At 38.4% G+C, this 26,095-nt stretch carries 20 protein-coding genes; 4 read left to right on the top strand and 16 right to left on the bottom strand.

Going from position 1 to position 26,095, the window contains the following annotated elements; genetic code table 11:
• Nucleotides 1–66: 66 nt before the first annotated feature.
• From IPK35_09295 to mazG, 15 genes are all read right to left on the bottom strand, one after another.
• Nucleotides 67–1,656, bottom strand: coding sequence for an OmpA family protein (locus IPK35_09295; protein MBK8053450.1), 1,590 nt, complete (start codon nt 1,654–1,656; stop codon nt 67–69).
• 23 nt (nt 1,657–1,679) lie between these two features.
• Nucleotides 1,680–2,696 carry a hypothetical protein gene (locus tag IPK35_09290; protein ID MBK8053449.1) on the bottom strand — a complete coding sequence of 339 codons (1,017 nt, stop codon included), beginning with the start codon at nt 2,694–2,696 and terminating at the stop codon, nt 1,680–1,682.
• Nucleotides 2,697–2,778: 82 nt separating this feature from the next.
• Nucleotides 2,779–3,468 (bottom strand): hypothetical protein, encoded by a 690-nt coding sequence (locus tag IPK35_09285; protein ID MBK8053448.1) that lies wholly within the window; start codon nt 3,466–3,468, stop codon nt 2,779–2,781.
• Nucleotides 3,469–3,802: 334 nt separating this feature from the next.
• Nucleotides 3,803–6,592 carry an insulinase family protein gene (locus IPK35_09280; protein MBK8053447.1) on the bottom strand — a complete coding sequence of 930 codons (2,790 nt, stop codon included), beginning with the start codon at nt 6,590–6,592 and terminating at the stop codon, nt 3,803–3,805.
• A gap of 117 nt (nt 6,593–6,709) precedes the next feature.
• The gene (locus IPK35_09275) at nt 6,710–7,420 is read right to left on the bottom strand and encodes a (d)CMP kinase (GenBank protein MBK8053446.1); all 711 of its coding nucleotides are present in this window, start codon (nt 7,418–7,420) and stop codon (nt 6,710–6,712) included.
• Between the two features lie 117 nt (nt 7,421–7,537).
• Nucleotides 7,538–7,759, bottom strand: coding sequence for a DUF2795 domain-containing protein (locus tag IPK35_09270; protein MBK8053445.1), 222 nt, complete (start codon nt 7,757–7,759; stop codon nt 7,538–7,540).
• Nucleotides 7,760–7,864: 105 nt separating this feature from the next.
• Nucleotides 7,865–8,929, bottom strand: a complete 1,065-nt coding sequence (gene queA / locus IPK35_09265; protein MBK8053444.1) for a tRNA preQ1(34) S-adenosylmethionine ribosyltransferase-isomerase QueA — start codon at nt 8,927–8,929, stop codon at nt 7,865–7,867.
• 321 nt (nt 8,930–9,250) lie between these two features.
• The gene (locus IPK35_09260) at nt 9,251–10,744 is read right to left on the bottom strand and encodes a DUF4253 domain-containing protein (protein MBK8053443.1); all 1,494 of its coding nucleotides are present in this window, start codon (nt 10,742–10,744) and stop codon (nt 9,251–9,253) included.
• 33 nt (nt 10,745–10,777) lie between these two features.
• Nucleotides 10,778–11,173, bottom strand: coding sequence for a hypothetical protein (locus tag IPK35_09255; GenBank protein MBK8053442.1), 396 nt, complete (start codon nt 11,171–11,173; stop codon nt 10,778–10,780).
• Nucleotides 11,174–11,371: 198 nt separating this feature from the next.
• Nucleotides 11,372–12,862, bottom strand: coding sequence for a DUF4253 domain-containing protein (locus IPK35_09250; protein MBK8053441.1), 1,491 nt, complete (start codon nt 12,860–12,862; stop codon nt 11,372–11,374).
• A 47-nt stretch (nt 12,863–12,909) separates the two neighbouring features.
• Entirely contained in the window at nt 12,910–13,305 is a 396-nt protein-coding gene (locus IPK35_09245; GenBank protein MBK8053440.1) for a hypothetical protein, read from the bottom strand.
• A gap of 199 nt (nt 13,306–13,504) precedes the next feature.
• The gene (locus IPK35_09240) at nt 13,505–15,001 is read right to left on the bottom strand and encodes a DUF4253 domain-containing protein (protein MBK8053439.1); all 1,497 of its coding nucleotides are present in this window, start codon (nt 14,999–15,001) and stop codon (nt 13,505–13,507) included.
• Between the two features lie 37 nt (nt 15,002–15,038).
• Nucleotides 15,039–15,269 (bottom strand): hypothetical protein, encoded by a 231-nt coding sequence (locus IPK35_09235; GenBank protein MBK8053438.1) that lies wholly within the window; start codon nt 15,267–15,269, stop codon nt 15,039–15,041.
• Between the two features lie 24 nt (nt 15,270–15,293).
• Nucleotides 15,294–16,556 carry an aminotransferase class V-fold PLP-dependent enzyme gene (locus tag IPK35_09230; protein MBK8053437.1) on the bottom strand — a complete coding sequence of 421 codons (1,263 nt, stop codon included), beginning with the start codon at nt 16,554–16,556 and terminating at the stop codon, nt 15,294–15,296.
• A gap of 20 nt (nt 16,557–16,576) precedes the next feature.
• A complete protein-coding gene (gene mazG, locus IPK35_09225) occupies nt 16,577–17,401 on the bottom strand; it encodes a nucleoside triphosphate pyrophosphohydrolase (protein MBK8053436.1) in 825 nt (274 codons plus the stop codon).
• A gap of 105 nt (nt 17,402–17,506) precedes the next feature.
• Between mazG and IPK35_09220 the strand changes: the two genes are divergently transcribed.
• The 4 genes from IPK35_09220 to IPK35_09205 all read left to right on the top strand — a co-directional run bounded on the left by IPK35_09220 (nt 17,507) and on the right by IPK35_09205 (nt 23,597).
• The gene (locus tag IPK35_09220; protein ID MBK8053435.1) at nt 17,507–17,719 is read left to right on the top strand and encodes a hypothetical protein; all 213 of its coding nucleotides are present in this window, start codon (nt 17,507–17,509) and stop codon (nt 17,717–17,719) included.
• 181 nt (nt 17,720–17,900) lie between these two features.
• The gene (locus IPK35_09215) at nt 17,901–20,438 is read left to right on the top strand and encodes a PIG-L family deacetylase (protein ID MBK8053434.1); all 2,538 of its coding nucleotides are present in this window, start codon (nt 17,901–17,903) and stop codon (nt 20,436–20,438) included.
• 104 nt (nt 20,439–20,542) lie between these two features.
• Nucleotides 20,543–22,243, top strand: coding sequence for a sodium:solute symporter (locus IPK35_09210; GenBank protein ID MBK8053433.1), 1,701 nt, complete (start codon nt 20,543–20,545; stop codon nt 22,241–22,243).
• Complete coding sequence (locus IPK35_09205; protein MBK8053432.1) at nt 22,230–23,597, top strand: RNA methyltransferase; 1,368 nt, start codon at nt 22,230–22,232, stop codon at nt 23,595–23,597. The genes IPK35_09210 and IPK35_09205 overlap by 14 nt, the downstream gene beginning before the upstream one ends.
• Before the next feature lie 1,002 nt (nt 23,598–24,599).
• Here IPK35_09205 and IPK35_09200 read toward each other — a convergent pair.
• Complete coding sequence (locus tag IPK35_09200; protein ID MBK8053431.1) at nt 24,600–26,084, bottom strand: RagB/SusD family nutrient uptake outer membrane protein; 1,485 nt, start codon at nt 26,082–26,084, stop codon at nt 24,600–24,602.
• Nucleotides 26,085–26,095 lie beyond the last annotated feature (11 nt).

The following is a 26,095-nucleotide window of genomic DNA, read 5'->3' as shown; positions in this document are numbered from 1 at the left end:
CTTTTTTATAAAATTATTAAATAAAACAGGTAGATCAGAAATATGTCAGCCAATGGTCCTACCCACCTATAAGCTGAAACTCTGTTCTTCTGTTTTTAGCTTTACAAGCATCATCTGCATTGGCTTCACATCCGGGTACTGGTTTATAGGTCCGTTTCCTACTATAACAAATCTATTGGCGTCCATGCCATATTGTGATTTCAGATAATCAGCCACTGATTTTGCTCTTTTCTCTGATAGTGCCTTATTTCCGGCTGCGCTACCTACGTTATCAGTATTACCTTCCACTCTTACTTTCACATTGGCAAATGTTTTTGCTAATTCTGCAAATTGTATGTCGATGATGGTTTTTGCATTTTCATCCAATAAAAACTTACCTGAAGGGAAATTGATACTTACTGGTTTGGATGCAATAGCCGGAGCTGTCACTTCTGCTTTAGTTGCAGGGGCAAAAGTCTTGGATTTTTCAGCTTCATATGCAGCACCTGCAAGATTTGCTTGAGCAGATGTGATAGCACCTGTGTAAATAGCAGATCTCCATGAAGGTGCTTCTTTTGGCGAATCGCCGGTTTCAACAAATTTTTTAGACATTTTTTCATACAAATCCTGTCCCTTGACACCTTTATATGCAGAATTCAAACCAAAAAAGTTGATATTATCACCATGTCCTGTCCAATACACTGTACTCATCATACCAAGGCCATCATCCGGAGTCAATCCTACTAATTCACCAACATATTTTGCTGCTTTTGCATGGTTTGTTTTGCTGGCATTCAATTCTGCAACACCTTTCATCCATCCTTCATAGAATCCATGAATCATATTTCTCTTTTCCTTAATGGTCTTTTCACTTGCAAACATGATATCAGCAATAATGTGGGATTGCTGGACAGTGGTGAGCAGAATTTTTGATCCAGGTACATCCGCCGTGGCCAACTGATCATCCGGACTCCAGACAACCGCTGCATCTACATCTTTGGTTCTAAATAATTCCGCTGCTTTAAGGTTGTCAGATGTTTTAATAATTGTCACATCTGAATACTTAAGACCTGCAGCTTCCAATGTATTATTAAGCAAAGTCTGAGCAGGAGATGGTACCGCCACAGCGATTTTTTTACCTTTGAGATCGTTGGCCGTATTAATACCACGCTTTACGATGACAGCATCTCCACCTCTTGACCAGTCTACCTGCATAAAAGCCTGAGGTTTGAATGCATTGATATCATCAGGAGCGGTGTAGAGTGGGAATGCATCAGCTGTCTGTACCAGGACATCATATTCTCCTCCCATCCAGGCGTTCATGGCATTTAGCAAATCATTTTCGAGTTTAAAATCTACTTTAAAGCCATATTCTTTAAAAAATCTGGATTGTTCATTGGCCAATACACCTTCATTAAAATAAAGCCCGGGAGCATATCCTCCCCAAGATACCAATTGAACCCTCAAGGTATTGGGGTCTCTAGGACCTGAAGTAGATGACGGAGTAGATCCCGAATTACTTTTATCACCTTGGTCAGCAGCTGCTTGTTCTGCTTGCTTTTTGATATCCTGTCCCATTTTAGTATTCTGAAGCAGATATCTGCCACCAAAAAATAATGCTGCAAGTATGAGAAGGGTGATTACTAATTTTGAAAAACCTGTGAGTCTTGTTGCCATTTTAAAAAAAAGTTTAAGATTAATTATTCAAATAAATTATCGTATTGGTTTACTCTACCAACTTTTTCAGGTTGTTTGATGGGTGCATTGAGGTCTAATACTTCATTTTCGTCATTTGACTTAAGTATCAGACTTTCTTTCTCACCACCAAGTAAGAGTGACACACTTTCATTTTCCCATTTTTCAAGCATTCTCAATCCTTCTTCTTCAAAAACGCCATTCTGAAGATCTATAGACTGCATAAAGCTCTGCGAAACTTCCATAAATCTTTCCATCTCTCCCACTTTCTGACTCACGTCATCTGCAATGGATTCTAAAGCGGCATCAAACATCGCTTTTTTGTCCGGATCACCTTTGATCACTGACATAGCCGATTTCATAGCAGAGTTGGATGCCATGATAGCCTTTCTCTCCTGATCTTTGACCATTACCTGATCCTGAACATCTTCCACCAGAATTTCTGAATTTTCATACATTTTGGCCAGTACCCGATAGAGTACTTCCATTTTTCTATACAAATCTTCCAGCTTTACATTCGAATCCTGCAAACGACCCGCTTTTCTGCTCTTGAGCAAGACATGCGCTTGCTTGTTGGCTTGAGCAGCTTCGCTCGCCATGCTAAGGTTGGTATCTATTTCCTTTTTATTGTTGAGAATGATTTCCTGAAGCTTGTGCATTTGACCACGCAATTGTGCAATTTGCCTGTTCATTTTTGTAAGATTGGACTTGAGATCTTCCACATAGGACTTTAATATTCCTATGGGATCAATGTTGACAAACAAACCTGTCAACCACCTCATCGTGCTCTTAAACATATAACTGATAAGGGTTCTGGTTTTCCCGTCAAGAGCCATAAAAATAATCGTACCTAAAACCATGAGAGAAATAAATGAGCCCATGGTAGTAGCCACAAATGATAATAAAGCACCTAAACTGGCCAAAGTGATATAACCCACACCAAAAATAAGTGCTGCAAGAAATAAAGCTCCTGTCACCCCTTCAGGTCTTGACCAAAATGATTTTTGTTTTTGTTCTGTCATCTAAAAAAATTAAACCCCAAATATATAAATTTCAATTAAATTAATTTGCAATCGATTCTAATAAAGTTGTTCTGTTACTTTTTTATTGTATATGAGCTGTGATTTTGCTGACATCTTCCTGAATTTGGCCATATACCAGAGAATATGAAGCATGAAACTGATCATTTGTCGTTTCTATTTTTAATACAGCATCGTTGATGTCCTTTTTTACTGTATCCAATTGAGCAGTTGAAGATTCAATTTCCTTAGTAAGTTGTTCAATCATTTTCTTTTTATCTTCGATAGCTTTTTCAACTGATTTTAATTGATCAGCTCTACCTTGAATTTGTTTAGTTTTCTGATTATTCAATGCTTCTTTAAATTTGCTTTCCTCACTCTTAAGAACACTAAGGTAGTGATTGGCGCTCTCTATCAGTTTAGCTTTAGTAAGCCCCATAGTTTTGGCCATTTCGAAAGCCGACTTATACCGTACGTTCTCATCAGGAATCACACTTTCAATTGATTTAAGTGAATTTTTATATTCCAGATAATCAAATCCTTCCATATTGCTTGATTCAATTGCTTTTAACAAAAGTTCTACAAATTTAGGATCGGATGTTCCGTTGGTACGTGATGAAGTTGCTTGAAAATCATTTTCTTTTGCTTGAGTTACTTCAGCAGGTAATCCTTGCTTTTCTGTTTGTCCTGATTCAGGCTGATTATTAACAGAATTCGGATCTTCTACGATAAACAGTGATTTTATTTTTTTAAACATATCTGATGATGGATTCATTTTATAAATGCTTTAAAAGTTAAATTCAGTTCCAAAAGTATAACTTTTGTAGATAAAGAATGCTATTTTTTGGATTAACTTCACACAAATACAGATATTGCTAGATATTGATAGTTTAATTCCCGTTTCTAAATACCCATAGATTAAAACGCTACAATCTTCAAATCAAATTTATTCTATAAATAATCTATTTTGTAAACATTGTAGGTCATTACTCATGCCGGCCAAAAAAAAAGAGAGGCTGCCATTTCGACAACCTCTCTGTTGTGTATCTGTAAGTGTGCTAGTTTTCTATTGCATGGTATTTTTCCAGCCTGGTGATCTTATTATTACCTTATTTTAATGGTTTAAAGATTACATCCACAATATCAGGTTTGGCAAAAAATGTCTTTGCAAAATCTCTGACACTGTTAACAGTTGCACTTTTAAGAATGTCTTCATAATTTTTAGGATTATTGTTATCAATTTTATTTTCATAAAATTCTACCAAAGTATTCATCCAATAACTATTGTTGGGTTTGGCTTCTTCCCTTTCTTTCTGGAGATTTTTGACAGCTTTTTCAAGTTCTTCCTTTGTAGGACCTGTAGATGCCAGTTTATTTATTTCCCTATAGACGATGGATCTCAAGTGTTCAGCTTTTGCGGGGTCTGTATCGAAGTTCATCTGAAGAGATTTTTTTGCTTCAGGTCGTGCAGATGCACCAGACCTCACGCTGACACCGTAGGTTCCCCCTTCTTTTTCTCTGATTTCTTCTGTAAACCTTAAGTTCAGCACTGATTCTATGATGTCCATGTACAGATTGCTTTGTGGTGTGTACTTGGATGCTGCGCTATATGCGACAACGACATTTGCTTTTGCAGTTTGCAATGGAATTTTAATCTCTTTTTCAGTTTTACCTTTTGGCATGCCGACTTTGTTATTTTTCCATTGTTCTTTCCTCGTTTGATCTGTCAAAGAGCCTATGTACTTTTCCACCAAGGGTTTCACATCATTTTCTTCAATATTGCCCACGATAAAAAATGTAAAATCCCCGGCATCCTGAAATCTATCCCTGTATATACGCTCCATTTCTGCAACATTTGCTTTCTGAATGGTGCTTTTATCCATCACAAATGTTCTGTCTGAGTAATTGGACATGATGAGGCTCAGCGAATCACTCATAATTTTCTGAGGATTTTTGTTCATATTTTTAATAAAAGGTTCAAATCTTTTCACCAAAGCTGAATAAGCATCGGTATCAAATCGGGGCTGTTCAAATTGTAAATACAACAATTGCATCATGGTTTCAACATCTTTTGGAGTGGATGACCCAGACAAGACTTCACCCAATTCCGTTACCATAGAATTGATGGATGCTTTTTTTCCTGAAAGCATTTTTTTCAGTGCAACAGCATCAAAATCACCAACCCCAAATTGTGGAATAAATTGAGACATAAGCATGGCTGAAGGTAACGCAGATGGACCATATAACGAAAATCCACCGTTACTCTTTGCTAATATAGAAATGTTGTCTTTCTGAAAATCTGCTTTCCTATATATCACTTTTGCATTATTTGCCAGAGTCCATTCTTTGGCATTGAATTGTGGTAAATTTTTTGTTTTAACTATTTTTGAACCTTTAAGGTCTTTATGTATCAAAGATGAAGCTACTGCTTTGTCTTCATAAGGATCAATTTTAGATTTTTCAACTTCAGCCATTACTGAAAGAACCTTTTCCTCTGTGAGTAAATGCTCTGCTTCTGAGTCAGGTCCAGTGATGACTACCACCCTGTTATCAGGTTTTAACCACTGTCGTATTTTACTTGATACATAATCTAAAGTAATCGTTGGCAATATTTTTTGAGTCAGATCCCATTCCTGATCAATGGATTCAAGAGGGCTATTGTCCAAATAATGCTGAACTATAGCTCTGCAATATTGATCATTGGGTATTTTATCTTTTTGTTTCCACTGTGATTCCGTCTGAGTTAGAATAGTATTTTTGGTCCTTTCAAGTTCTCCCTCGGTGAATCCATGCTGGTATACGCGCAATGCTTCAGTATAAATAGCTTTCAGCCCAGAATCCATTTTCTTTGAGTGAGCACTTATGCCTAAGCTGAATACATCGTTATCACCTATAAAACCTCCATAACCTATACTACCTGTGATAAAAGGAGGTTCGCCTTTTTGTAAGAGTTCATTGATTCTGTCTCCCATCATTCTATTAAAAATCTGATTGACAAAAAGCTCTCTGTAATACTTCAGGTCTTTATTTTTAGGATCAGTGCCTTTGTGTTTTACGTATATATTAAGAGAATTTGCTGTAGCCTCAGGATCAGTGGCCTTTGTGTACAATGACTCTTTGTGGTATGGAATATCGTACCTCTTTCTTTCTTTAGGAGATGGTTCAGCCGGTATTTTTCCTAATAAATCTATTACCTTTTTTTCTACCTCATTGACATCAATATCACCTACTATAGCTATGGCCTGAAGGTCAGTCCTGTACCAGTCTTTATAAAATTGTTTTAAAGTTTCAGGTTTGAAGTTTTTAATGACATCAAGTTTTCCAATCACATCGCGCTGTGCAAATTTTGAGTCCTTCAGCAATACAGGAAAATACTTTTCTCGCAATCTGAATCCCGCATTTCTACGCGTACGCCATTCTTCGGAAATAACACCCCGTTCAGCATCAATTTCTTCATTTGTCAATAACAGATAATCTGACCAGTCATTGAGTATCAACAGACATGTATCCAGCAGTCCGGGATTTTTGATAGGCACTTCACTAAGATTATAAACTGTCTCATCATTACTGGTATAAGCATTGATATTACGACCAAATGCCACTCCATGCCTTTCCAAAGTTTTGATGATGCCCTTGCCGGGAAAATGTTTTGTCCCATTGAAGGCCATGTGCTCCAGAAAATGTGCCAATCCATCCTGATCATCTTCTTCCAGTACTGCACCTACGTCCTGAATGATATAAAAGCTTGCACGTTCTTTTGGTTCTTTGTTGTGTCGGATGTAATAAGTCATGCCATTGGACAACTTTCCGTACCTGATATCCGGATCCATGGGTACAGGCTGTGCGAAACAATACTGAAATCCGGCAAGCAAAACAAAAATGATTAAAAGGTTTCTCATAAGTTAATATTATTGATGTTTTTGTTAAAAAATAGTATCATATTAATTTGTAACGTATAAATTAGTTATTTGTTATTAATTGTTTTTAAAAATCGATAGAATTGGATATTTTTACAATTAATGCTTGTAAATCCCCGTCAAATCTACTTCTTTACGAATGATATCTAAAGCACATTCGAATTGTTCATCAATAGTGAGGTCAGTATTGTCAAGGAGGTGCGCATCGTCTGCCTGCTGAAGCGGACTATCTTCTCTGGTAGTATCTATTGTATCTCTGTGCCGGAGGTTGGATATCACTTCATGAAGATCTGCCTGCTGATTTTTCGACAACATTTCATTGTATCTCCTTTGAGCCCTGACTATTGGATCAGCTGTAATAAAAAATTTGATCGTTGCATTTGGGAAAACAACGGTACCAATGTCCCTTCCATCCATCACCACATTTGCTGATTTCGCCATTTCTCTTTGCAGTGAAACCAATTTCCTTCTCACTTCACTGATGGCAGCTACTTCAGAAACAAACCCTGAAACTTGCAAAGATCTTATTTCAGACTCTACGTTTTCACCGTTGAGAAAGGTCGTATTCAGTACTTTGATATTTTGGAATTTGATGTGGATATCATCAAGTGCTTTGTTGACTTCTATCAGATCTGAAATATCAATATTGTTATTAATAAAATACAATGTCACCGCCCGATACATGGCACCGGTGTCAATAAACACAAACTTAAGTGATCTCGCAAGCTGTTTTGCTAAAGTTGACTTTCCGCATGATGAATAGCCATCTATAGCTATCACAATATTACTCTTAGGTTGAGAAGGATTCAATTATACGACGGATTATGGTGCAAAAATAAAAAAGTCCTGCTTAATTTGCCATTAGCAGAACTTTTATCTTAAATTTTATATCCTTATGAAAAGGAGTCGACTTCAATTTCTAAAGCATCAATACTCTTCTTCATTAAAGAGAAAATCATCCTTTCTGGGGTAATCCGGCCAGATATCTTCCATAGTTTCATAAATCTCAAACTCGTCCTCAAGTTCCTGTAAGTTTTCAATCACTTCAAGAGGAGCACCAGATCTGATGGCATAGTCGATCAATTCATCTCTGGTTGCCGGCCAGGGAGCTTCTTCAAGATTGTGGGCTAATTCTAATGTCCAGTACATACAAACTTTTAAATTAAGTCAATGGTTAATAATAAATATTATTTCTAATAAACTTGATAAACTCTAAGAAAATTGCAAAAGTTCCGAAAATTTAAAAATATTTTCTTAAATGATCAACATGGCATCGCCATAGCTAAAAAACCGGTATTTTTCTTTAACGGCTTCATTGTATGCTTCCATGATCAGGTCAAATCCACCAAAAGCTGCCACCATGATGATCAAACTTGTTTTGGGCAAATGGAAATTTGTAATCATACTATTGGCAATACTAAAATCATAAGGCGGATATATAAACAAGTTTGTCCACCCTTCAGTTGGTTTTAATAGTCCAGTCGCAGAAACTGAAGACTCAATGGTACGCATTGAAGTTGTCCCTACTGCACATATTCTTTTATTTTTTTCTTTTGCCTTGTTTACTATATCGGCTGCTTTTTCCGGCACACTAGAGTACTCAGCATCCATCTTATGCTTTGAAAGATCCTCCACATCGATACTTCTGAAAGTTCCTAAACCCACATGTAATGTTACTTCCGCAAGGTCCGTGCCTTTGATCTCAAGTCTTTTCAAGAGATCTCTTGAGAAATGAAGACCCGCTGTAGGCGCTGCTACTGCACCGGTTTCTTTTGCATACACTGTTTGGTACCGATCTAAATCAAGTTCTTCGGGTGGTCTGGTGATGTATTTAGGTAAAGGCATACTTCCAAGTAATTTGAGTGCGTCTCTGAACTGCTCATCGTTGCCATCAAAGAAAAACCGTATGGTCCTCCCTCTGGAAGTTGTATTGTCCACTACCTCAGCTACAAGGATATCATTGCCCTTTTCATCTGCAAAATAAAGCTTATTGCCTACTCTTATTTTCCTCGCCGGATCTACAAGTACATCCCACAATTTGGCATCTGAATTTAGTTCCCGCAGCAGAAAAACTTCTATTTTGGCGCCTGTTTTTTCCTTTTTACCATACATTCTTGCTGGAAATACCTTGGTATTGTTGAATATCATTACATCTCCATCGTCAAAATAGTCAAGTATATCTCTGAATGTTTTGTGTTCTATCTTGCCGGTCTTGCGATCTACCACCATCAGCCGGGATTGATCTCTCTCTTCAGATGGGTACTGAGCAACAAGGTTTTCAGGCAAATCAAACTTAAACTGCGAAAGTTTAGTCCTCATAAATTTTATTGTTTTATTTTTTCGGAGCGCAAAAGTAAAAATCTTTATGGATTTTTATAGTACAACTAAGCATTATAAAATTAATTTGAAAGTTTGTTTAAATTTTTAAAATATAATCAAAGCAAGATATTATACATAAAATTTATACAAATTGTTTACAGACTTTAAGTTTATTGTAAAAGCCCATCTTTACCCTCATTCCCTAAAGGTACGAACCGCCAAAATAAGCTACTATTTGAAGCTTGAAAAGTGCTATATATTCTACTCATTTTTTTACATATTTAATAATGAATACGGTTTTCCAATTTTTTTATTTCCCCATCAATCCCACCAAAGCCTAACCATACGGAGAAAGGTGATAGACTCCTTGATGTCTCTGATACTCTGGTCTCTGCCATCAGGTGAGTAGAAGTCCTGCTCGAGATAGTCGGGACAGAAAGCGATCAGCTCCTCGACAAAGGCATCGAGGTCTGCCGGTATCTTGCGCACAGAAAATGCTACCCAGTCGTAGCCGGCACCGAATACACCTATACCATACCTTTGTCGCCACTCTGTGAGTCTGGCGATGATCTCATTGGGACCGAGGCTATAGTTGGCTCCATTGGTGTACTGATAGCGGAGGATGGTCATATCATCCCGATCGCGCAGGATGGTGATGACAGGGCCTTGATCTGCATCTGGCCACCTTGTGACCCAGGCACGATAGCCATGATCCGAGATCCGCTCATTGAAAAAATCGCACACACCACTGACATCGCGATCAAAGGTATCAAAACTAATGCCCTCTATCTCAAGATCGGGATAGGCATCACCCTGACTGTCTGACGATGCACTGTACATCAGCCCTGATTTGTAGTAGTTGACTACATTGAGTACCGTGGGATCAAATCCCATCCCTACGATGGTGTCGAGCTCTGCTGCAGTGAAGCCTGTCCCTGAGTAGTCTGTCTTTTTGACGGCCTTTTTGGGAGATTTGCGCTGTAAGGTGGCAAGAAATTGTGCCCCGTTGGGCTTTAGCGAGTCAGGGATATCTTCGGGTATCTCAGCGTCAAAGTAGTGCGGGTCGTTTTCTGCTTTTTCGAGTTCGATTTCTACATTTTTAAATAGCATATATAATTTTTGAAATGGATTTGGCATCGTCTCAGCAGTTTTTTTGAATTTTTCTATGTAGGCATTTTTAAATGATTCATAATTTGGATTATTGCCTAGTTTCAATAAAATAGCTTGCTTAATTGGTGCTGGATTAGTAATAAATCTATCAAAATCATCCGGATATTTATCGATGATATCCCGATTGACGGCTTCGATGGTGGAGACGGCATCAAAGAAGGGCAGCACCTCCCGCTCCATGACCTCATGCAGCATGCCTATAGCCTTGTCCAACTGCGCCTCGTCGATGCCACCGGTCTCTGTGCGGAAATTGATGGCGGAGATGGGGGCCATGGCTTCATTATAAAATTTTTCAAATGCAGGATGGGCGTCCACCTCATATGATATGTGTTTAAACCAGATAGAATGAAGTAGTGGTTTGATCTTGCTGTGTGCTAGTATTTTATAAACTTTATCAAAGTGGATTTGTGGTACAATACTATCTTTAAAGAAATATTTATTTTTATCAAATATCACCCCCAATCTAAAGTAAAATATAACATTTGATTCAACTTCCTTTTGGTAATTTATACCATGAAAGATATACTCATTTCCTACGTCATCTCTGTATGAAGTGCCCTTAATGCCTACATCATACAATGAAAAACCAAATTTCTGCATTTGTAATTTTTCAATGGCTATTTGTAGAAGCTTTTGTTTTGACATGGTTCCTTATTCTTTTAAATTTTTTATAACAATTTAGTCTACCCCAACCCCATTGCCATCTGAAAATATTTTGATAAAATCTCCGGACTTTGAAAATTCTGTTACACCTTGAACCAAATTTATTTTTTGTCCATTAACTTCTACTTCCTTACTTTCCGACCGCATAGTATACGCCCCTTTCTGCCTTGCATTTTTCTGATTAGAAGTGAAGTCCGTATCTTTGGTGAGTTTGGCGTTGATGACGATGATGTCGAAAATATCTTTTCCCTTATCATCTTTGGTCACTTTCAGTGCTACAAAATCGGGGATGAAGTAGGAGCCCGCATCATTGCAGGGGTGAAGGTTTTGACTTGATATCACAACAGATTTTCCCTTCATTTGAAACATAATCATCACCACAAGTGCCAAGGTAAAAATAATGTTTTTCATTTTTTTTGTATTTTTAGTAATGGATATTGTGAGAATAATTAATTGCAAAAATTGTAAAAAGCCCATCTTTACCCTTATTCTAAAGGGACGACCCACGCAAATAAGCTACTATTTGAAGCTTGAAAAGTGCTATTTATTCTACTCATTTTTTTGTATATTTAATAATGAATACGGTTTTTCAATATTTTTATTTCCCCATCAATCCCACCATAGCCTGACGAAACCATACTGCCTGATGAAGTCTTTGATCTGCTGACGGCTATGGTCCAAGCCCTGTGCTGAGTAGAAATCCTGCTCTAGATAGTCGGGACAGAAAGCTATCAGCTCTGAAATAAAACCATCAAGATCTGATGGAAACGGACTCATGCTAAAAGCCACCCAGTCGTAACCTGCCCCAAGTATGGATAGATTCATATGATCACGCCAATACTTGAGTTTAGTGATGATCTCATCAGGACCAAGGCTATGGTTGATACCATTGGTGTACTGATAGCGGAGGATGTCCATATCATCTCCACGCGGTATGACGGTGACGGTATAATGATTGTGCTTGCTATCAGGGAAGCCTGTGATATACGCCTTGTATCCTGCTGACTGTAGCTGTGGATTGATGGTGTCTCTCAGGTATTCAAATCCCTCTATGTCCATAGGATAGGAGATGCCTTCTATATCTATGTCTGGATAGGCATCTCCGTCACTGTCAGATAAAGATGGCGATAAGAGTCCAATCTTGTAATCATGGATGATGTCGAGGGCTGTGGCATCTATACCTGCATCGGTGATGATTTCCAGCTCGTCGGAAGTGAATCTTGTGGTATTGACTGCAGGTGTGTCTTTAGACTTTTTTACGGATTCTTTTGGGGCTGCCTTCTGAAGGTCCACCAGATGTCTTGCGTTTGGCTTTAAATCATCCCTTGTATCATCCGGTACTTCGTAGTCAAAGTAGTGTGGGTCAGTTTGTGTTTTTTCTAATTCAAGTAACAGATTATTATAGAAAATTCTTTTAGGATTATCTGATGGTGCGGCTTGTTCAACTCTATTAGAATAATAAGATTTAAAATCTTCGAACCTCTTGTTGTTGCCTAATTTCATAAAAATCATCTTTTTGGCTCCCGACCATCCGTGGATAAAAATATTGAGATTGTCCCAGTCAGTATCTTCATATTTGTCGATGATGTTTGTGTTTACCTTTTCTATCGTTGATACCGAATCAAAAAATGGCATTATATGGTCATCCATTAATGAGTGGATCATCGATATCGCTTTATCAAGCTGCTCGTCATCTATTTTTCCTGCAGGGCTTCTGAAGTTGATGTTGGGTAGCTGGTCCTGTAGATGACTGAATGATTCCCTGACATCATATTTCAATTCGGGATAAGTAGTATTATTAACCAGTGGTACAAATTTACTTTTGTACATTACTGTTTTAATTTTTTTATATAAAATATGAAGAAAAAAACTTCCTGAAAAATATATTTTCTCCGAAGTTTCTATTATTGTGTAAATCAAAATTAGCTCAATGTCTTTGAGTGACTGGTTGTTGAGATAATAAAAAAAATATTCTTTCCCTTCTTTATTGTCATCTAAATATACTTTATTTCCTCTGTAACCTATATAGTTTGGTTCAAAGCCATATTTAAGCAAATTTACTTTTACAGCTATTTCGTTAATCATTTTTTGTTTGCTCATGATGATATATTTTTTTGTTAAGTTTATTATTATTATTACTATTATTATTAATTCAAACCTTTGTAAACACCATTTTCGTCAGCGAATGACTTAATAAAGTCAATATTTCTTGTTACGGTAATATCAGAATCTAATGTATATTCTTTACCAGCTATTTTGAATTTGGTTTCACCTCTGGGAGTATAAGTCGAAAATTTTTTGACGGTTTTCTGATTGGGAGTGAAGTCCGTATCTATAGTGAGTTTGGCGTCGATGACGATGATGTCGAAAATATCTTTTCCCTTATCATCTTTGGTCACTTTCAGTGCTACAAAATCGGGGATGAAGTAGGAGCCCGCATCATTGCAGGGGTGAAGGTTTTGACTTGATATCACAACAGATTTTCCCTTCATTTGAAACATAATCATCACCACAAGTGCCAAGGTAAAAATAATGTTTTTCATTTTTTTATATTTTTAGTAATGGATATTGTGAGAATAATTAATTGCAAAAATTGTAAAAAGCCCATCTTTACCCTCATTCCCTAAAGGGACGAACCGCCCAAATAAGCTACTATTTGAAGCTTGAAAAGTGCTATTTATTCTACTCATTTTTTTGTATATTTAATAATGAATACGGTTTTTCAATATTTTTATTTCCCCATCAATCCCACCATAGCCTGACGAAACCATACTGCCTGATGAAGTCTTTGATCTGCTGACGGCTATGGTCCAAGCCCTGTGCTGAGTAGAAGTCCTGCTCGAGATAGTCGGGACAGAAAGCTATCAGCTCTGAAATAAAACCATCAAGATCTGATGGAAACGGACTCATGCTAAAAGCCACCCAATCGTAACCTGCCCCAAGTATGGATAGATTCATATGATCACGCCAATACTTGAGTTTAGTGATGATCTCATCAGGACCAAGGCTATGGTTGATACCATTGGTGTACTGATAGCGGAGGATGTCCATATCATCGCCCCGCGGTATGACGGTGATAGTATAGTGATTAGTTTGGCGGTCGGGCCAGGAGGTGATATACGCCTTGTATCCTACTGACTGTAGCTGTGGATTGATGGTGTCTCTCAGGTATTCAAATCCCTCTATGTCCATAGGATAGGAGATGCCTTCTATCTCTATGCCTATATATTCATCTCCGTCACTGTCAGATAAAGATGGCGATAAGAGTCCAATCTTGTAGTCATGGATGATGTCGATGGCTGTGGCATCTATACCTGCATCGGTGATGATTTCCAGCTCGTCGGATGAGAATCTTGTGGTATTTAGTGCAGTTGTGTCTTTAGACTTTTTTACGGGTTCTTTTGGGGCTGCCTTCTGAAGCTCCACCAGATGTCTTGCGTTGGGCTTTAAATCATCCCTTGTATCATCCGGTACTTCGTAGTCAAAGTAGTGTGGGTCGGTTTGTACTTTTTCTAATTCACACAAGATGTTTTTTATAAATGTTGGCTCAGGGGCATCCTCAGAAGGTGAGGTTTTGATTACTAAGTCTAAATACCATGATTTAAATTCTTCGAACCTTTTGTTGTTGCCTAATTTCATAAAAATAATCTTTTTAGCTCCCGACCATCCATGGATAAAAATATTGAGATTGTCCCAGTCAGTATCTTCATATTTGTCGATGATGTTTGTGTTTACCTTTTCTATCGTTGATACCGAATCAAAAAATGGCATTATATTGTCATCCATTAATGAGTGGATCACCGATATCGCTTTATCAAGCTGCTCGTCATCTATTTTTCCTGTAGGGCTTCTGAAGTTGATGTTAGGTAGCTGGTCCTGTAGATGACTGAATGATTTCCTCACATCATAATCCAATTCGGGATAAGTAGTATTATTAACCAGCGGTACATAATTACTTTTGTACATTACTATTTTAATTTTTTTAAATAAAACATGAAGAAAAAAAGTTCCTTTAAAATACATTCTTTCTGGACTAATGATTAATGTAAATTCTAAATGGAATTTTATATCATTAGAAAATTGATCGTTGATATAACTAAAATGATGGTTACGTGAATTTAGATCTTCTCCCCCATAGCGCACATTATCTCCAGCATATGTTATGTGACTGGGTTCAAACCCATATTTTAATAGATTCAGTTTAATAGCTACTTCGTTCAGCAGTTTTAGTTTGCTCATGATGAAATTTTTTATTTATGAGTGTTTATCAATATTTTTAATTCAGCCCTTTATAAACGCCGTTTTCGTCAGCGAAGGATTTTATAAAACTTGTTGTTGTAGAAACTTGAACTCCAGCATTTATTGTAACAGATTCACCGTTTACAGTTATGCCAAATTTACTTCTGGTTGTATAAGTCGAAAATTTTTTGGCGGTTTTCTGATTAGAAGTGAAGTCCGTATCTTTGGTGAGTTTGGCGTCGATGACGATGATGTCGAAGTCGATCATATTGTCAGCGTATTTGGTTCGGCTTTATGCCATCTCCTTCAATGCTTTAACAAAAACATCCAATTCTGCAGTTGTGGTGTACAAATTTGGGGTGATGCGACAGCCATGTACGCCTTGTCCATCGATGGCTACAGTGTATATTTTGTATTTTTCCAGCAATGTTTTAGCCATTTCAGCAGGCTTCATCCTGTCGATACCCACATTGGCTATACCGCAGGACTTTTTTGGATCTTCAGGCGTATTGACAGTGATGCCTTTGATATTTCGTACCTGATCAGACCAATATCTCTGTAGGTACCTGAGTCTTTCTTCTTTTCTTTTTTTTCCGATTTTTTCATAAAAGTTGATAGCGTCTATCACAGCCAGGTCAGTATGAACGGGATGAGTGCCTGTATGATTCAGTTTTTTGATATCGTCCGCTTTTTCTGTCCATGTGGCCAGAGTTGGTGCTAAGGCTTTGATTTTATCCTTCCTGACATAAAGAAGACCAGCACCAAGTGGGGTACTCAACCATTTGTGCAAACTGGCACCATAGTAGTCACAACCAAGATCATTCATATTAAAATCAATGTGGGCAATGGCATGTGCTCCGTCTACCATGACATCCACCCCTTTACTGTGAGCCATATCACAGATTTTTTTCACCGGGAGGATCTGACCTGTAATATTGATCATATGGCAAATCATAATGAGCCTGGTTTTGGGTGTGATGGCTGAAGCATACAAATCGATAATCTCCTCGTCAGATTTTGGATGATTGGGTACAGAAACGATTTTATTTACAATACCATATCTTCGTTCCATTAGTTTAAACTGATTGACTATAGAACCATAATCCTGTTCTGCCATCACTGCTTCATCTCCCTGTTTCCAGTCATATCCATTGATGACCGTATCGAGTGATTCAGTTGTATTTCTGGTGATCACCACTTCATCATGCCCGCAACCCAGCATGTCTGCTAGTTTTTTGGCTGATTTGTCTTTATTTTCAGTCTGAACTGTCCGCATATAGTACGCTCCCTGGTAGTTGACCTCTCTGACATGACCTACAAAACGCTCAAGGGTCGATTGTGGCATAAAACAGTAGTAGCCATTTTCAAGATTGATATATTCTGATTTAAGTCTGTACCCTTTTCTGATTTGTTTCCAGAAAGACTCTTCAGATGCAAGATCTTCAGGACTCCATGGATCATAGACCTGATCCGGATTTTCAAACAAATTTTGCAAAGGCATGGTTGCTCCAATCAGGGCAGTTCCGGCATTTTTCAGGAAGCTTCTTTTGTCCATTTGAGATTAGATTTTAAGTGTTAGGTGGTTTCAAATTCTTTTTTGGCAAGATTCCATAAGTCGTCCATCTCTTCCAAAGTCATTTCTGCCAATGGGGCATGAGCATTATCTTCTATGTATTCAAATCTTTTTTTAAACTTTCTGTTTACCCTTTCCAGTGCAGTTTCCGGATTGATGCCTTCAAATCTTGCATAATTGATCAATGAAAACAAAATATCGCCAAATTCTTCTTCTTTTTTGTCCTGATCAGCTATATTTACCACTTCTTTAAATTCAAGAATCTCTTCTTCAACTTTTGCCCAAACATCCATTTTATTTTTCCATTCGAATCCAACCTGCGCTGTTTTTTCCTGCATCCTGTATGCCTTGACCATAGCTGGCAAACTCCCGGGTACTCCTGATAAAACAGATTTTTTACCTTCGGAAAGCTTGATTTGTTCCCAGTTTTTTTTGACATCAAACTCATCCCTTACCGTAACATCTCCGTAGATATGGGGATGTCGCTTGATGAGTTTTTCACAGATTTGATTTAATGATTGGCCTATGTCAAATGCCCCTTTTTCTTCAGCAATTTTAGCATAAAAAACCATATGCAACATGAGATCACCAATTTCTTCCTTGATGTCTTCATCATTAGCGGACAAGATGGCGTCTGACAGTTCATAAGTTTCTTCGATAGTGAGTATCCTTAATGTATCATTTGTCTGTTTCATGTCCCAGGGGCATTTTGCTCTCAGGTCATCCATGATATCCAACAACCTTAAAAACGCATCGGCTTTTGATTGTCTTGTATTTTTTATCTTTGAATTCACATTTCTTTTTTGCAATGACACAAAAATACTTATTGATACTGATGAATGTTAAAATAATGCCAAAAAAAACACTATTTAATGAAATTAAAACTAATTCAGTTTACCTTTGTTAGACATTGTATTTAATTTTAAATTAATATGAAGGAATTTTTATACATCCTGGTCATCATATTCAGTATTTTTGGAATATCATTTTTGATGATGAATATCAGACATCTTATCACGGGGCAGGAATTCAGAGGTAGTTGTGCAAGTAATAACCCAATGCTAAAAAATCAACTGGGAGAATGTTCTGTATGCGGTAAAAAACCTGAGGAAGACTGTAAAATGCCTGTGCCTGACAAGGCATAAAATTTTATCTGCGGGCAGTATTTGTCTGGAAAAACAATAAAATACCTAAGACAATAAATATTATAGCTATCAAAAATAAAATTAACATATCAATCAGATTCTGGTGTTGCGGCGCAAATATCTGAATTTCAATAGTATATCAAAACAATTTGTAATATAAACTGAAATATTTTTTTTTAACATGTATAAGCCACTCTGCCACAAAACCTTACTAAGGTCATTTTTCATCTTAGTTCTCTCCACTATTTCTTTTTTAACATTAATGGATGCTCAGGCTCCAAAAAAACCGACCTCAGGTGAAATTTATCACATGATGGAAAGATTAGGTTTTCTTGGTTCTGTTCTATATGTGGCTGCTCATCCCGATGACGAAAATACCAGAATGATTTCTTATCTTGCCAATGATAAAAAAGCAGTGACGACATATCTCTCTCTCACCAGAGGAGATGGTGGTCAAAATCTCATTGGACCGGAGATATCAGAATTATTGGGCGTCATACGTACTCAGGAATTGCTCATGGCAAGATCCATAGACAATGGAAAACAAATGTTTACAAGGGCCAATGATTTTGGGTACTCTAAAAATGCAGAAGAAACCATTAAAATATGGGATACAGAAAAAGTAAAAGCCGATGTCATTTGGGCCATCAGAAGGATGAGACCTGATGTCATCATCAACAGATTTGATCATCGTACGTCAGGCGAAACACACGGACATCACACCGCATCCGCACAATTGTCCTACGAACTGTTTGATAAAGCGGATGACAAAAAAATTCATCCTGAGCATTTGAAATATGTTTCCACCTGGCAACCTAAAAGACTGTTTTTCAATACTTCATGGTGGTTTTACGGTAGTGAAGATAAATTCAAAAAAGCGGATAAATCCAAACTGATGAGTATGGATGTAGGTGTGTATTTCCCGCTATTGGGCAAATCAAATACAGAAATTGCCGCTGAGTCCAGAAGCAGACACAAATGTCAGGGATTCGGTTCAACAGGTACGCGCGGTATGCAAATGGAATATCTGGAATTGCTCAAAGGAGATTTACCACCATCAAAAGAAGATGTATTTGAAGGTATCAATACTACATGGTCAAGAGTGGATGGCGGCGAAGATGTAAAAAAACTCGTAGAAAAAGTGATTGCTCAGTATGATTTTAAAAATCCGTCATCTTCATTACCACTATTAGTTCAGGCATATAGTGCCATTCAGAAAACTAAAGATACATTCTGGAAAGAACTCAAAACCAACGAAATAAAGGAGATCATTGCAGCATGTGCCGGAATGTACCTGGAAGCTAAATCTAACGTACACAAGGCCACCAAAGGAGAGACCATCACTATTGACATAGAAGCTATCAACCGCTTGCCGGTCGAAGCAAGTCTTTTATCTATCAAAGGCCATGGGATTGTTGCTGATACAGCAATCAACTTAAAAATGATCACCAATGAACCATTAAAGTGGAGTACTCAGACGCAGATTCCTGTCAATACCAAATATACTGCTCCTTATTGGTTAGTCAATAAAGGTACCCTGGGACTTTACAATGTAGAAGATCAGGCCATCATTGGTAATCCCGAAACTAAAAGGGATCTTAAAGTCACTTTTTTAATGAACATATCAGGCGTCAACATAGAATTTACCAAAGATCTTGTATATAAATTTAATAGTCCAGAGTATGGTGAAACCTTCAGACCGCTTGAAATAGTTCCTGCTTTTTCTGTGAAAGTAAAAGAACCGGTTTATATTTTTGCCTCCGACCAGACCAAAGATATAAAAGTCTCTGTGTATGCCTGGGCTAAAGATTTGAAAGGAACACTTTCAGTGCCTGTGCCCCAAGGTTGGAAGGTTACACCTGAGTCAGTAGATTTCAGTATTACCAACAAAGGAGAACATAAGGATTTTACATTCAGCATCACTCCTCCGGACATCACACAGGAAGTATTCATCACTCCTAAAGTAACTGCCGGAGATGAAATTTTCACCAGTGAAATCAAAGACATCAATTATGATCACATCCCTTTTCAGACGGTGGTGATGACATCAGAGACCAAACTATCCCGAATAGGTATAGAAGTCCGAGGTCAAAGAATTGCATATCTGATGGGTGCCGGAGATGAGATTCCTGTAAGTTTGCGTCAGATAGGTTATTCAGTGGATGAAATCAAATCAGATGAAATATCATTGGAAATGCTCATAAAATATGACGCACTGATCGTTGGTGTAAGAGCATACAATACTGACGAAAAACTAAAATTCAAACAAAAGGACATATTTGAATACGTGAAACAAGGAGGTAATGTGATCATTCAATATAATACTGCCAACGGGTTGGTAACCAAGGATCTGGCACCCTACCCTCTGACCCTTTCCAGAAATCGGGTGACAGTAGAAGAAGCAGAAATGAGAATTCTCCAGCCTAACCATTCTATCATGAATTATCCGAACAAAATCACTTCCATAGACTTTGAAGGATGGGTGCAGGAACGGGGTCTGTATTTTCCAGGCGAATGGGACAGTAAATTTACCCCCGTTTTTTCATGCAATGATCCGGGAGAAAAACCACAGGATGGCAGTGTTTTGGTGGCTCAGCATGGAGATGGCCATTATATTTATACCGGATTGTCATTTTTCAGACAATTACCTGCCGGTGTATCCGGGGCTTTCAGATTATTTGCCAATATGATTTCAATAGGGCAAGATGCACAACCATAAGCAGAATCATCGTTGGTCCCGATCGTATACGATGGTGATACTGCTCAATGCACTTTACATTCTGGGCTTTTTTATCATCATGAAAATATGGGGCACCCACTGATATGAGTAGTATAGACTGGATTGTACTGATCGGCACGCTGATGGTGATAGTGCTGTATGGTGCCTGGAAGACAAAGGGTGCTCAAAATATGCAATCCTATGTACTGGGAGATAATGAAGCACGATGGTGGACAGTAGGTCTTTCTGTGATGGCTACTCAGGCAAGCGCGATTACATTTATGTCCACACCAGGCCAGGCATTTCACGACGGGATGGGTTTTGTACAGTTTTATTTCGGGTTGCCCATAGCCATGATCATCATTTGTTATACTTTTATACCTATCTACCACAGGCTCAAAGTATTTACTGCATACGAATTTCTGGAAGAACGCTTTGATGTAAAAACGAGAACCCTTACAGCCGGATTATTTCTGATACAAAGAGGGCTTGCTGCCGGAATTACTATATATGCTCCGGCCATCATACTATCCACAATCCTTGGATGGAATCTCAATTTGTTAAATTTTCTGTTGGGTGCTTTAGTAGTCATCTATACAGTAAGTGGCGGCACCAAAGCGGTCAATGTCACCCAAAAACAGCAGATGTTTATCATCATGACGGGTATGTTTCTCGCATTTTATATCATCCTTGACTCGCTTCCCGAAAATGTCACATTTACCAAGGCCATGGATATTGCGGGTGCGTCTGAAAAACTGAATATCCTTGATTTTTCATTCAATATGGAAAGTCGATACACCTTCTGGTCGGGAATAACCGGTGGATTATTTTTGTCATTGTCCTACTTTGGTACAGATCAGTCACAGGTACAAAGATACTTGTCCGGAAAATCAATTAGAGAGAGTAGCCTTGGTTTGATATTTAATGGTATTTTGAAAGTACCGATGCAGTTTTTTATATTACTCGTAGGAGTGATGGTTTTTGTTTTTTATCAGTTCAACACATCACCTGTATTTTTTAATTCCAAAACGCTGGAAAAGTTAAAAAACAGTGATGCCGCAGCTTCAGTTGCTATGCTGGAAATGAAAAAAGACTCTGTATTTTTAATTAAAAAGTCACTGCTTGAAAAATACAACCTTTCACAGGCCAATCCTGAAGATAAAAAAGCTTTGCAACTACAAATACAATCTCTGGATTCATCAGAAAAAGAGATACGAAACGAAGCTAAAAACCTGGTAAAAACACACCTCCCTGAAGAAGAGTCAAATGATAAGGACTATGTATTCATCAGCTTCATTCTGGCTCATTTGCCCAAAGGAATCATAGGACTGTTGCTGGCGGTCATCTTCAGTGCTGCCATGTCATCCACAGCTTCTGAACTCAATGCATTGGCCACAACCACTTCCGTGGATATCTACAAACGATTGGTCAATCCTGCCGGTAACGAAATGCATTATGTCTTATCATCCAAATGGCTGACAGTCATTTGGGGTGGTATAGCGATTGGGTTTGCCTGTTTCGGTACATTGTTTGAAAACCTGATTCAGTTTGTCAATATTGTCGGGTCAGTGTTTTACGGGACTATCCTGGGGATATTTATGGTGGCATTTTATTTCAGAACAATTAAAGCCAATGCGGTATTTTATGCCGCCATTATAGCTGAAGCTATCGTCTTACTTATATTTTGGTCTGATATCATAGGATATTTGTGGCTCAATGTCATAGGTTGTGTATTGGTCATATCCATAGGTTGGCTCTTTCAGCATATATTGATGAAGCCCAAATCTGCCGATGTTTCTGCCTGAAGAATTTAAAAAACACCTACCTTCCTGGTTCAGGGATGAAAAGGAAGTCGAAGAATTTTTGGCGGCTATGGATGTACCGTCTCCTGTCTCTGTGCGGCACAATACAAAAAAATGTGCAGGAGATGTAAGGTTGTCTTCGCAGGTACCATGGTGTGCCAATGGGTATTATTTGGATTCAAGACCTGTCTTTACTTTAGACCCCATTTTCCATGCAGGCGGATATTATGTGCAGGAAGCTTCATCCATGTTCATCTGGCATATCCTTGAAAGCATAAATCTACCCAAATCCGACCTTAAAATCCTTGACTTGTCTGCAGCGCCTGGAGGTAAGAGTACACTAATAGCATCCTGGCTGGCTGGAAAAGGGCTGCTCGTGGCCAATGAGATCGTAAAAAACAGGGCCTATACGCTCAAATACAATCTCATGAAGGAAGGATATGACAATACTGTAGTCACCAATAATGCACCCGAAGACTTTGGCAATATCAGGAATTTTTTTGACATCATCCTGGTGGATGCTCCGTGTTCAGGGGAAGGTATGTTCAGAAAAGATCCTGATGCGGTGCATCACTGGTCTCCCGATAATGTGCGACATTGTGCTGTCCGTCAAAAGTCCATTCTGAATGACATCATCCCTTCGTTAAAATCAGATGGTATACTTGTATATTCTACATGTACCTACAATCATTCTGAAAACATAGATCAGGCAGATTTTTTGGTCAGTGAATACGGTCTGGAAAGTGTCAAAATCAACCACTCACCATTCTGGGGTATTACTGAGATACATGGTAAAAATAGTACAGGATATCAGTTTTTTCCACATAAAACTAAGGGCGAAGGTTTTTTTGTTTCTGTTTTCAGAAATTTGGAAGACTTCCCAAAAACACATCAGCCAAAGGGGAAAAAAAGCAATTTGTCTCCTGCTGATAAAAAAGAAATCCGCTTGCTCGATGACTGGGTGAATGGCCCCGCTGCGGCATATATTAAAGATGTAGCAGGTACTATTCATGTCGTGCCGGCCGAACAGATGGAAAACGTCCTTGTGCTGGACAGCTACCTTCGTTTGATTTACTGTGGTGTGTCGGCCGGGGTGATCAATAAAAATATACTGATACCTGATCACAGCCTTGCTTTATCGCAAATCCTGCATGAAAACATCCCAAAAATAGAACTCGACCCACCATCAGCCCTAAAATATCTCAAAAAAACCTTACCCGCCATTGATTCCACCCAAAAGTCCTGGATGGTGGCCACCTATAAAGGCTTAAGCCTGGGATTTCTAAAAAATATTGGTGACAGGATCAATAATTATTTGCCCAATGAGTATAAGATATGGATGGAATTGCCTGAGTAAAGACAGGCTAAAGCCATATGGCAATAGAAGTCAAGAAGATATTCAAGTGCAAACGCTGTATTCTAACAAAAATAAAATTCATACCACTTGCATCAGTTTTAAATTTTGCATATTTGAAACAATGAAAACCCAACGACTTCAGTAATTATTTTTTTCAGTTTAATACGTCAGGTGCATTTCATTTTTTCGCACTGTGCTTGATTTATTACCAAGTTTCGTTTGTTTGTCGCAGCTTCTAACGTCGATGCAATGTAATAAGGCATCTTGCCTAAATCGCAAAAAATTGATGATTTTTAATGTGAGACGAAAAAATGAAATACACCCTTCTGTTATCTCTAATCTTTATGCCCGAGATAAATATAGGGACGTAGTCCTGAGATCTTTGTAGCAAAAATATCCTCACACCATCACGTAAGGGGCGTAGCCCTGTGATCTTAAAAGATGTGGTAAATATAAGATGTCAGGGCTACGCCCCTTATGTTTCAGGTGCTAATGTTTTCTAAAAAGATAACAGAGCTACGCTCCTGCCCCGATAGGCGGGAGAAATTTATCTTCAGGATCATGTTTCTAAAGCATCGTTTGTTCGTCGTAGCTTTTAACTACGATGCAATATATTAGGGCATCTTGCCTGAATCACAAAAAAAAATCATGATCTATAATGTGATGCGAAAAAATGAAATACACCCAATACATCCGTTCCCACTGGCTTCAGCCAGCGGATTAATAAACAAAATTGCCATTGACTTTAGTCAAAACAATCACATTTTATTGGGATAAAGCCCTTAGTGTGACATCTTTTATGCCAGATGGTAAAGCCATACGGCAATAGAAGTTCAATACATATACAAATGCTCAAGTTGTTTAACAACAGTAAAACAGATAAACTCTCCACTGCCTTCGGATATGATAGCTCCAAAATTAATATACAATTCATCAAAAACAAAAAGGGAGGCCAATCATGGTACTCCCTTTTTGTATATAAATTTGTATTTAAAATTTTAATTACAATGGATTTTGCACCGCCTGTTTGTTGGTTTCCAGTTCTCTTCTTGGAAGAAGGAATTCCCACTCCACATGGCCCGCTGGTTTCTCTAAGAAAAGTGCCACTGCGATGATATGCCCTGCACCCTTTCTGTCAACTGGAAGATCAAGTCTCTTCAGGTCAAACCATCTGTGTCCTTCACCCCAAAGCTCGACTCTTCGGTGGAACATAATTTCATTGATCAGTGCAACACCTGTCTTTGTACTTTTTTTGTATGATGGGTCTCTGTTTACCACTAAGGTGAAAAGTGCGTCCTGCGCCGCTGTATTATTTCCTGCACGCGCTTGTGCTTCAGCTTCAATCAAAAACATTTCTCCTGCGCGCATATACGGTACGTCACCCATAGTGCTGGTTGAAGGCACTCCTGGTAATCTGAATTTTTGACCCATATATGGTCTTCTTACACCCCCGGGAGGTACTACAGAATTGGTGGCAGTTGGTGCTTTGACCCACATTTTGGATCTGACGTCCGTTGCAGGTATACTGTCATAAAGTATTCCATTAATGGCTCTTGGTACAGTTCTGATTACGGATGAGTTGTAATTGCAAGAAATGTATGAATGATATCCTCCGAAAAACTCGCTCTGGTCTTCCAGGTGATCAAATCCCCACATCCATTCAGGGTTGGTGATATCAGCAAATCCATCCTGATACTGCGCGTTACTCATCAGGGTCTGTCCTGCTCTGGCTTCAGCAGCAAACTTGGCAGCATCTGCCCAGTTTTGTTGCGCCAATGCTACTCTAGCATGAATACCCTTGATGACATTGATATTGATGTGTGATTTGTTAAGTCTGGTCGTCTTCATGACGGCAGAAGCATCTGCCAGATCCTTGTTGATTTGAGTATAAATTTCCTCCACAGTTGCTCGTGGCAACCCTTCAAATGTCGGAGCCAAAAGTAAAGAAACTCCGAGTTGGCTATTTGGTTTTTTTGTTGCGTCATATCTTTTGCCATACATTTGTACGAGATTAAAGTATGCCAAAGCTCTCAAACCCAAAGCTTCACCTTTGATCCTTTCTTTGTCGGCCTGAGGTCCTGCAGCTCCATCTATACCTGCAATGATATTATTGGCATTACTGATGATTCTGTAAAAAAGATCATAACCAAAAGCTGTCAAAGTACCTGTTTCACTTCTATGCGCTATCCATTGTTGCTCTCCAAAATGCCAGTTGTTAGATGTAGTTGTAAAAACCATATCATCTGCCATAGCATCGATGATCAGCATATGTGCCGGATACCCTGAATGACCCTGAGAATCACGATATCTTCTTGTCAGAGCCCTATAGATACCATTTACAGCAGCATCTGCACTTTTGGTGGTTGCAAAAACAGACCCTGCATCCACACTGTTGGATGGTTTGGTTTCAAGAAAATCCTCATTGCATGCATTGAAGGTGCAGGCAATAAATATAGTTGTGATTATTAATATTTTATTCTTTATCATGATAATGTATT

Source organism: Saprospiraceae bacterium (assembly GCA_016713025.1).
Taxonomy (GTDB): domain Bacteria; phylum Bacteroidota; class Bacteroidia; order Chitinophagales; family Saprospiraceae; genus OLB9.
The sequence above is the reverse complement of the archived record's forward strand: the minus strand, read 5'-3'. Positions and strand labels throughout refer to the sequence as shown.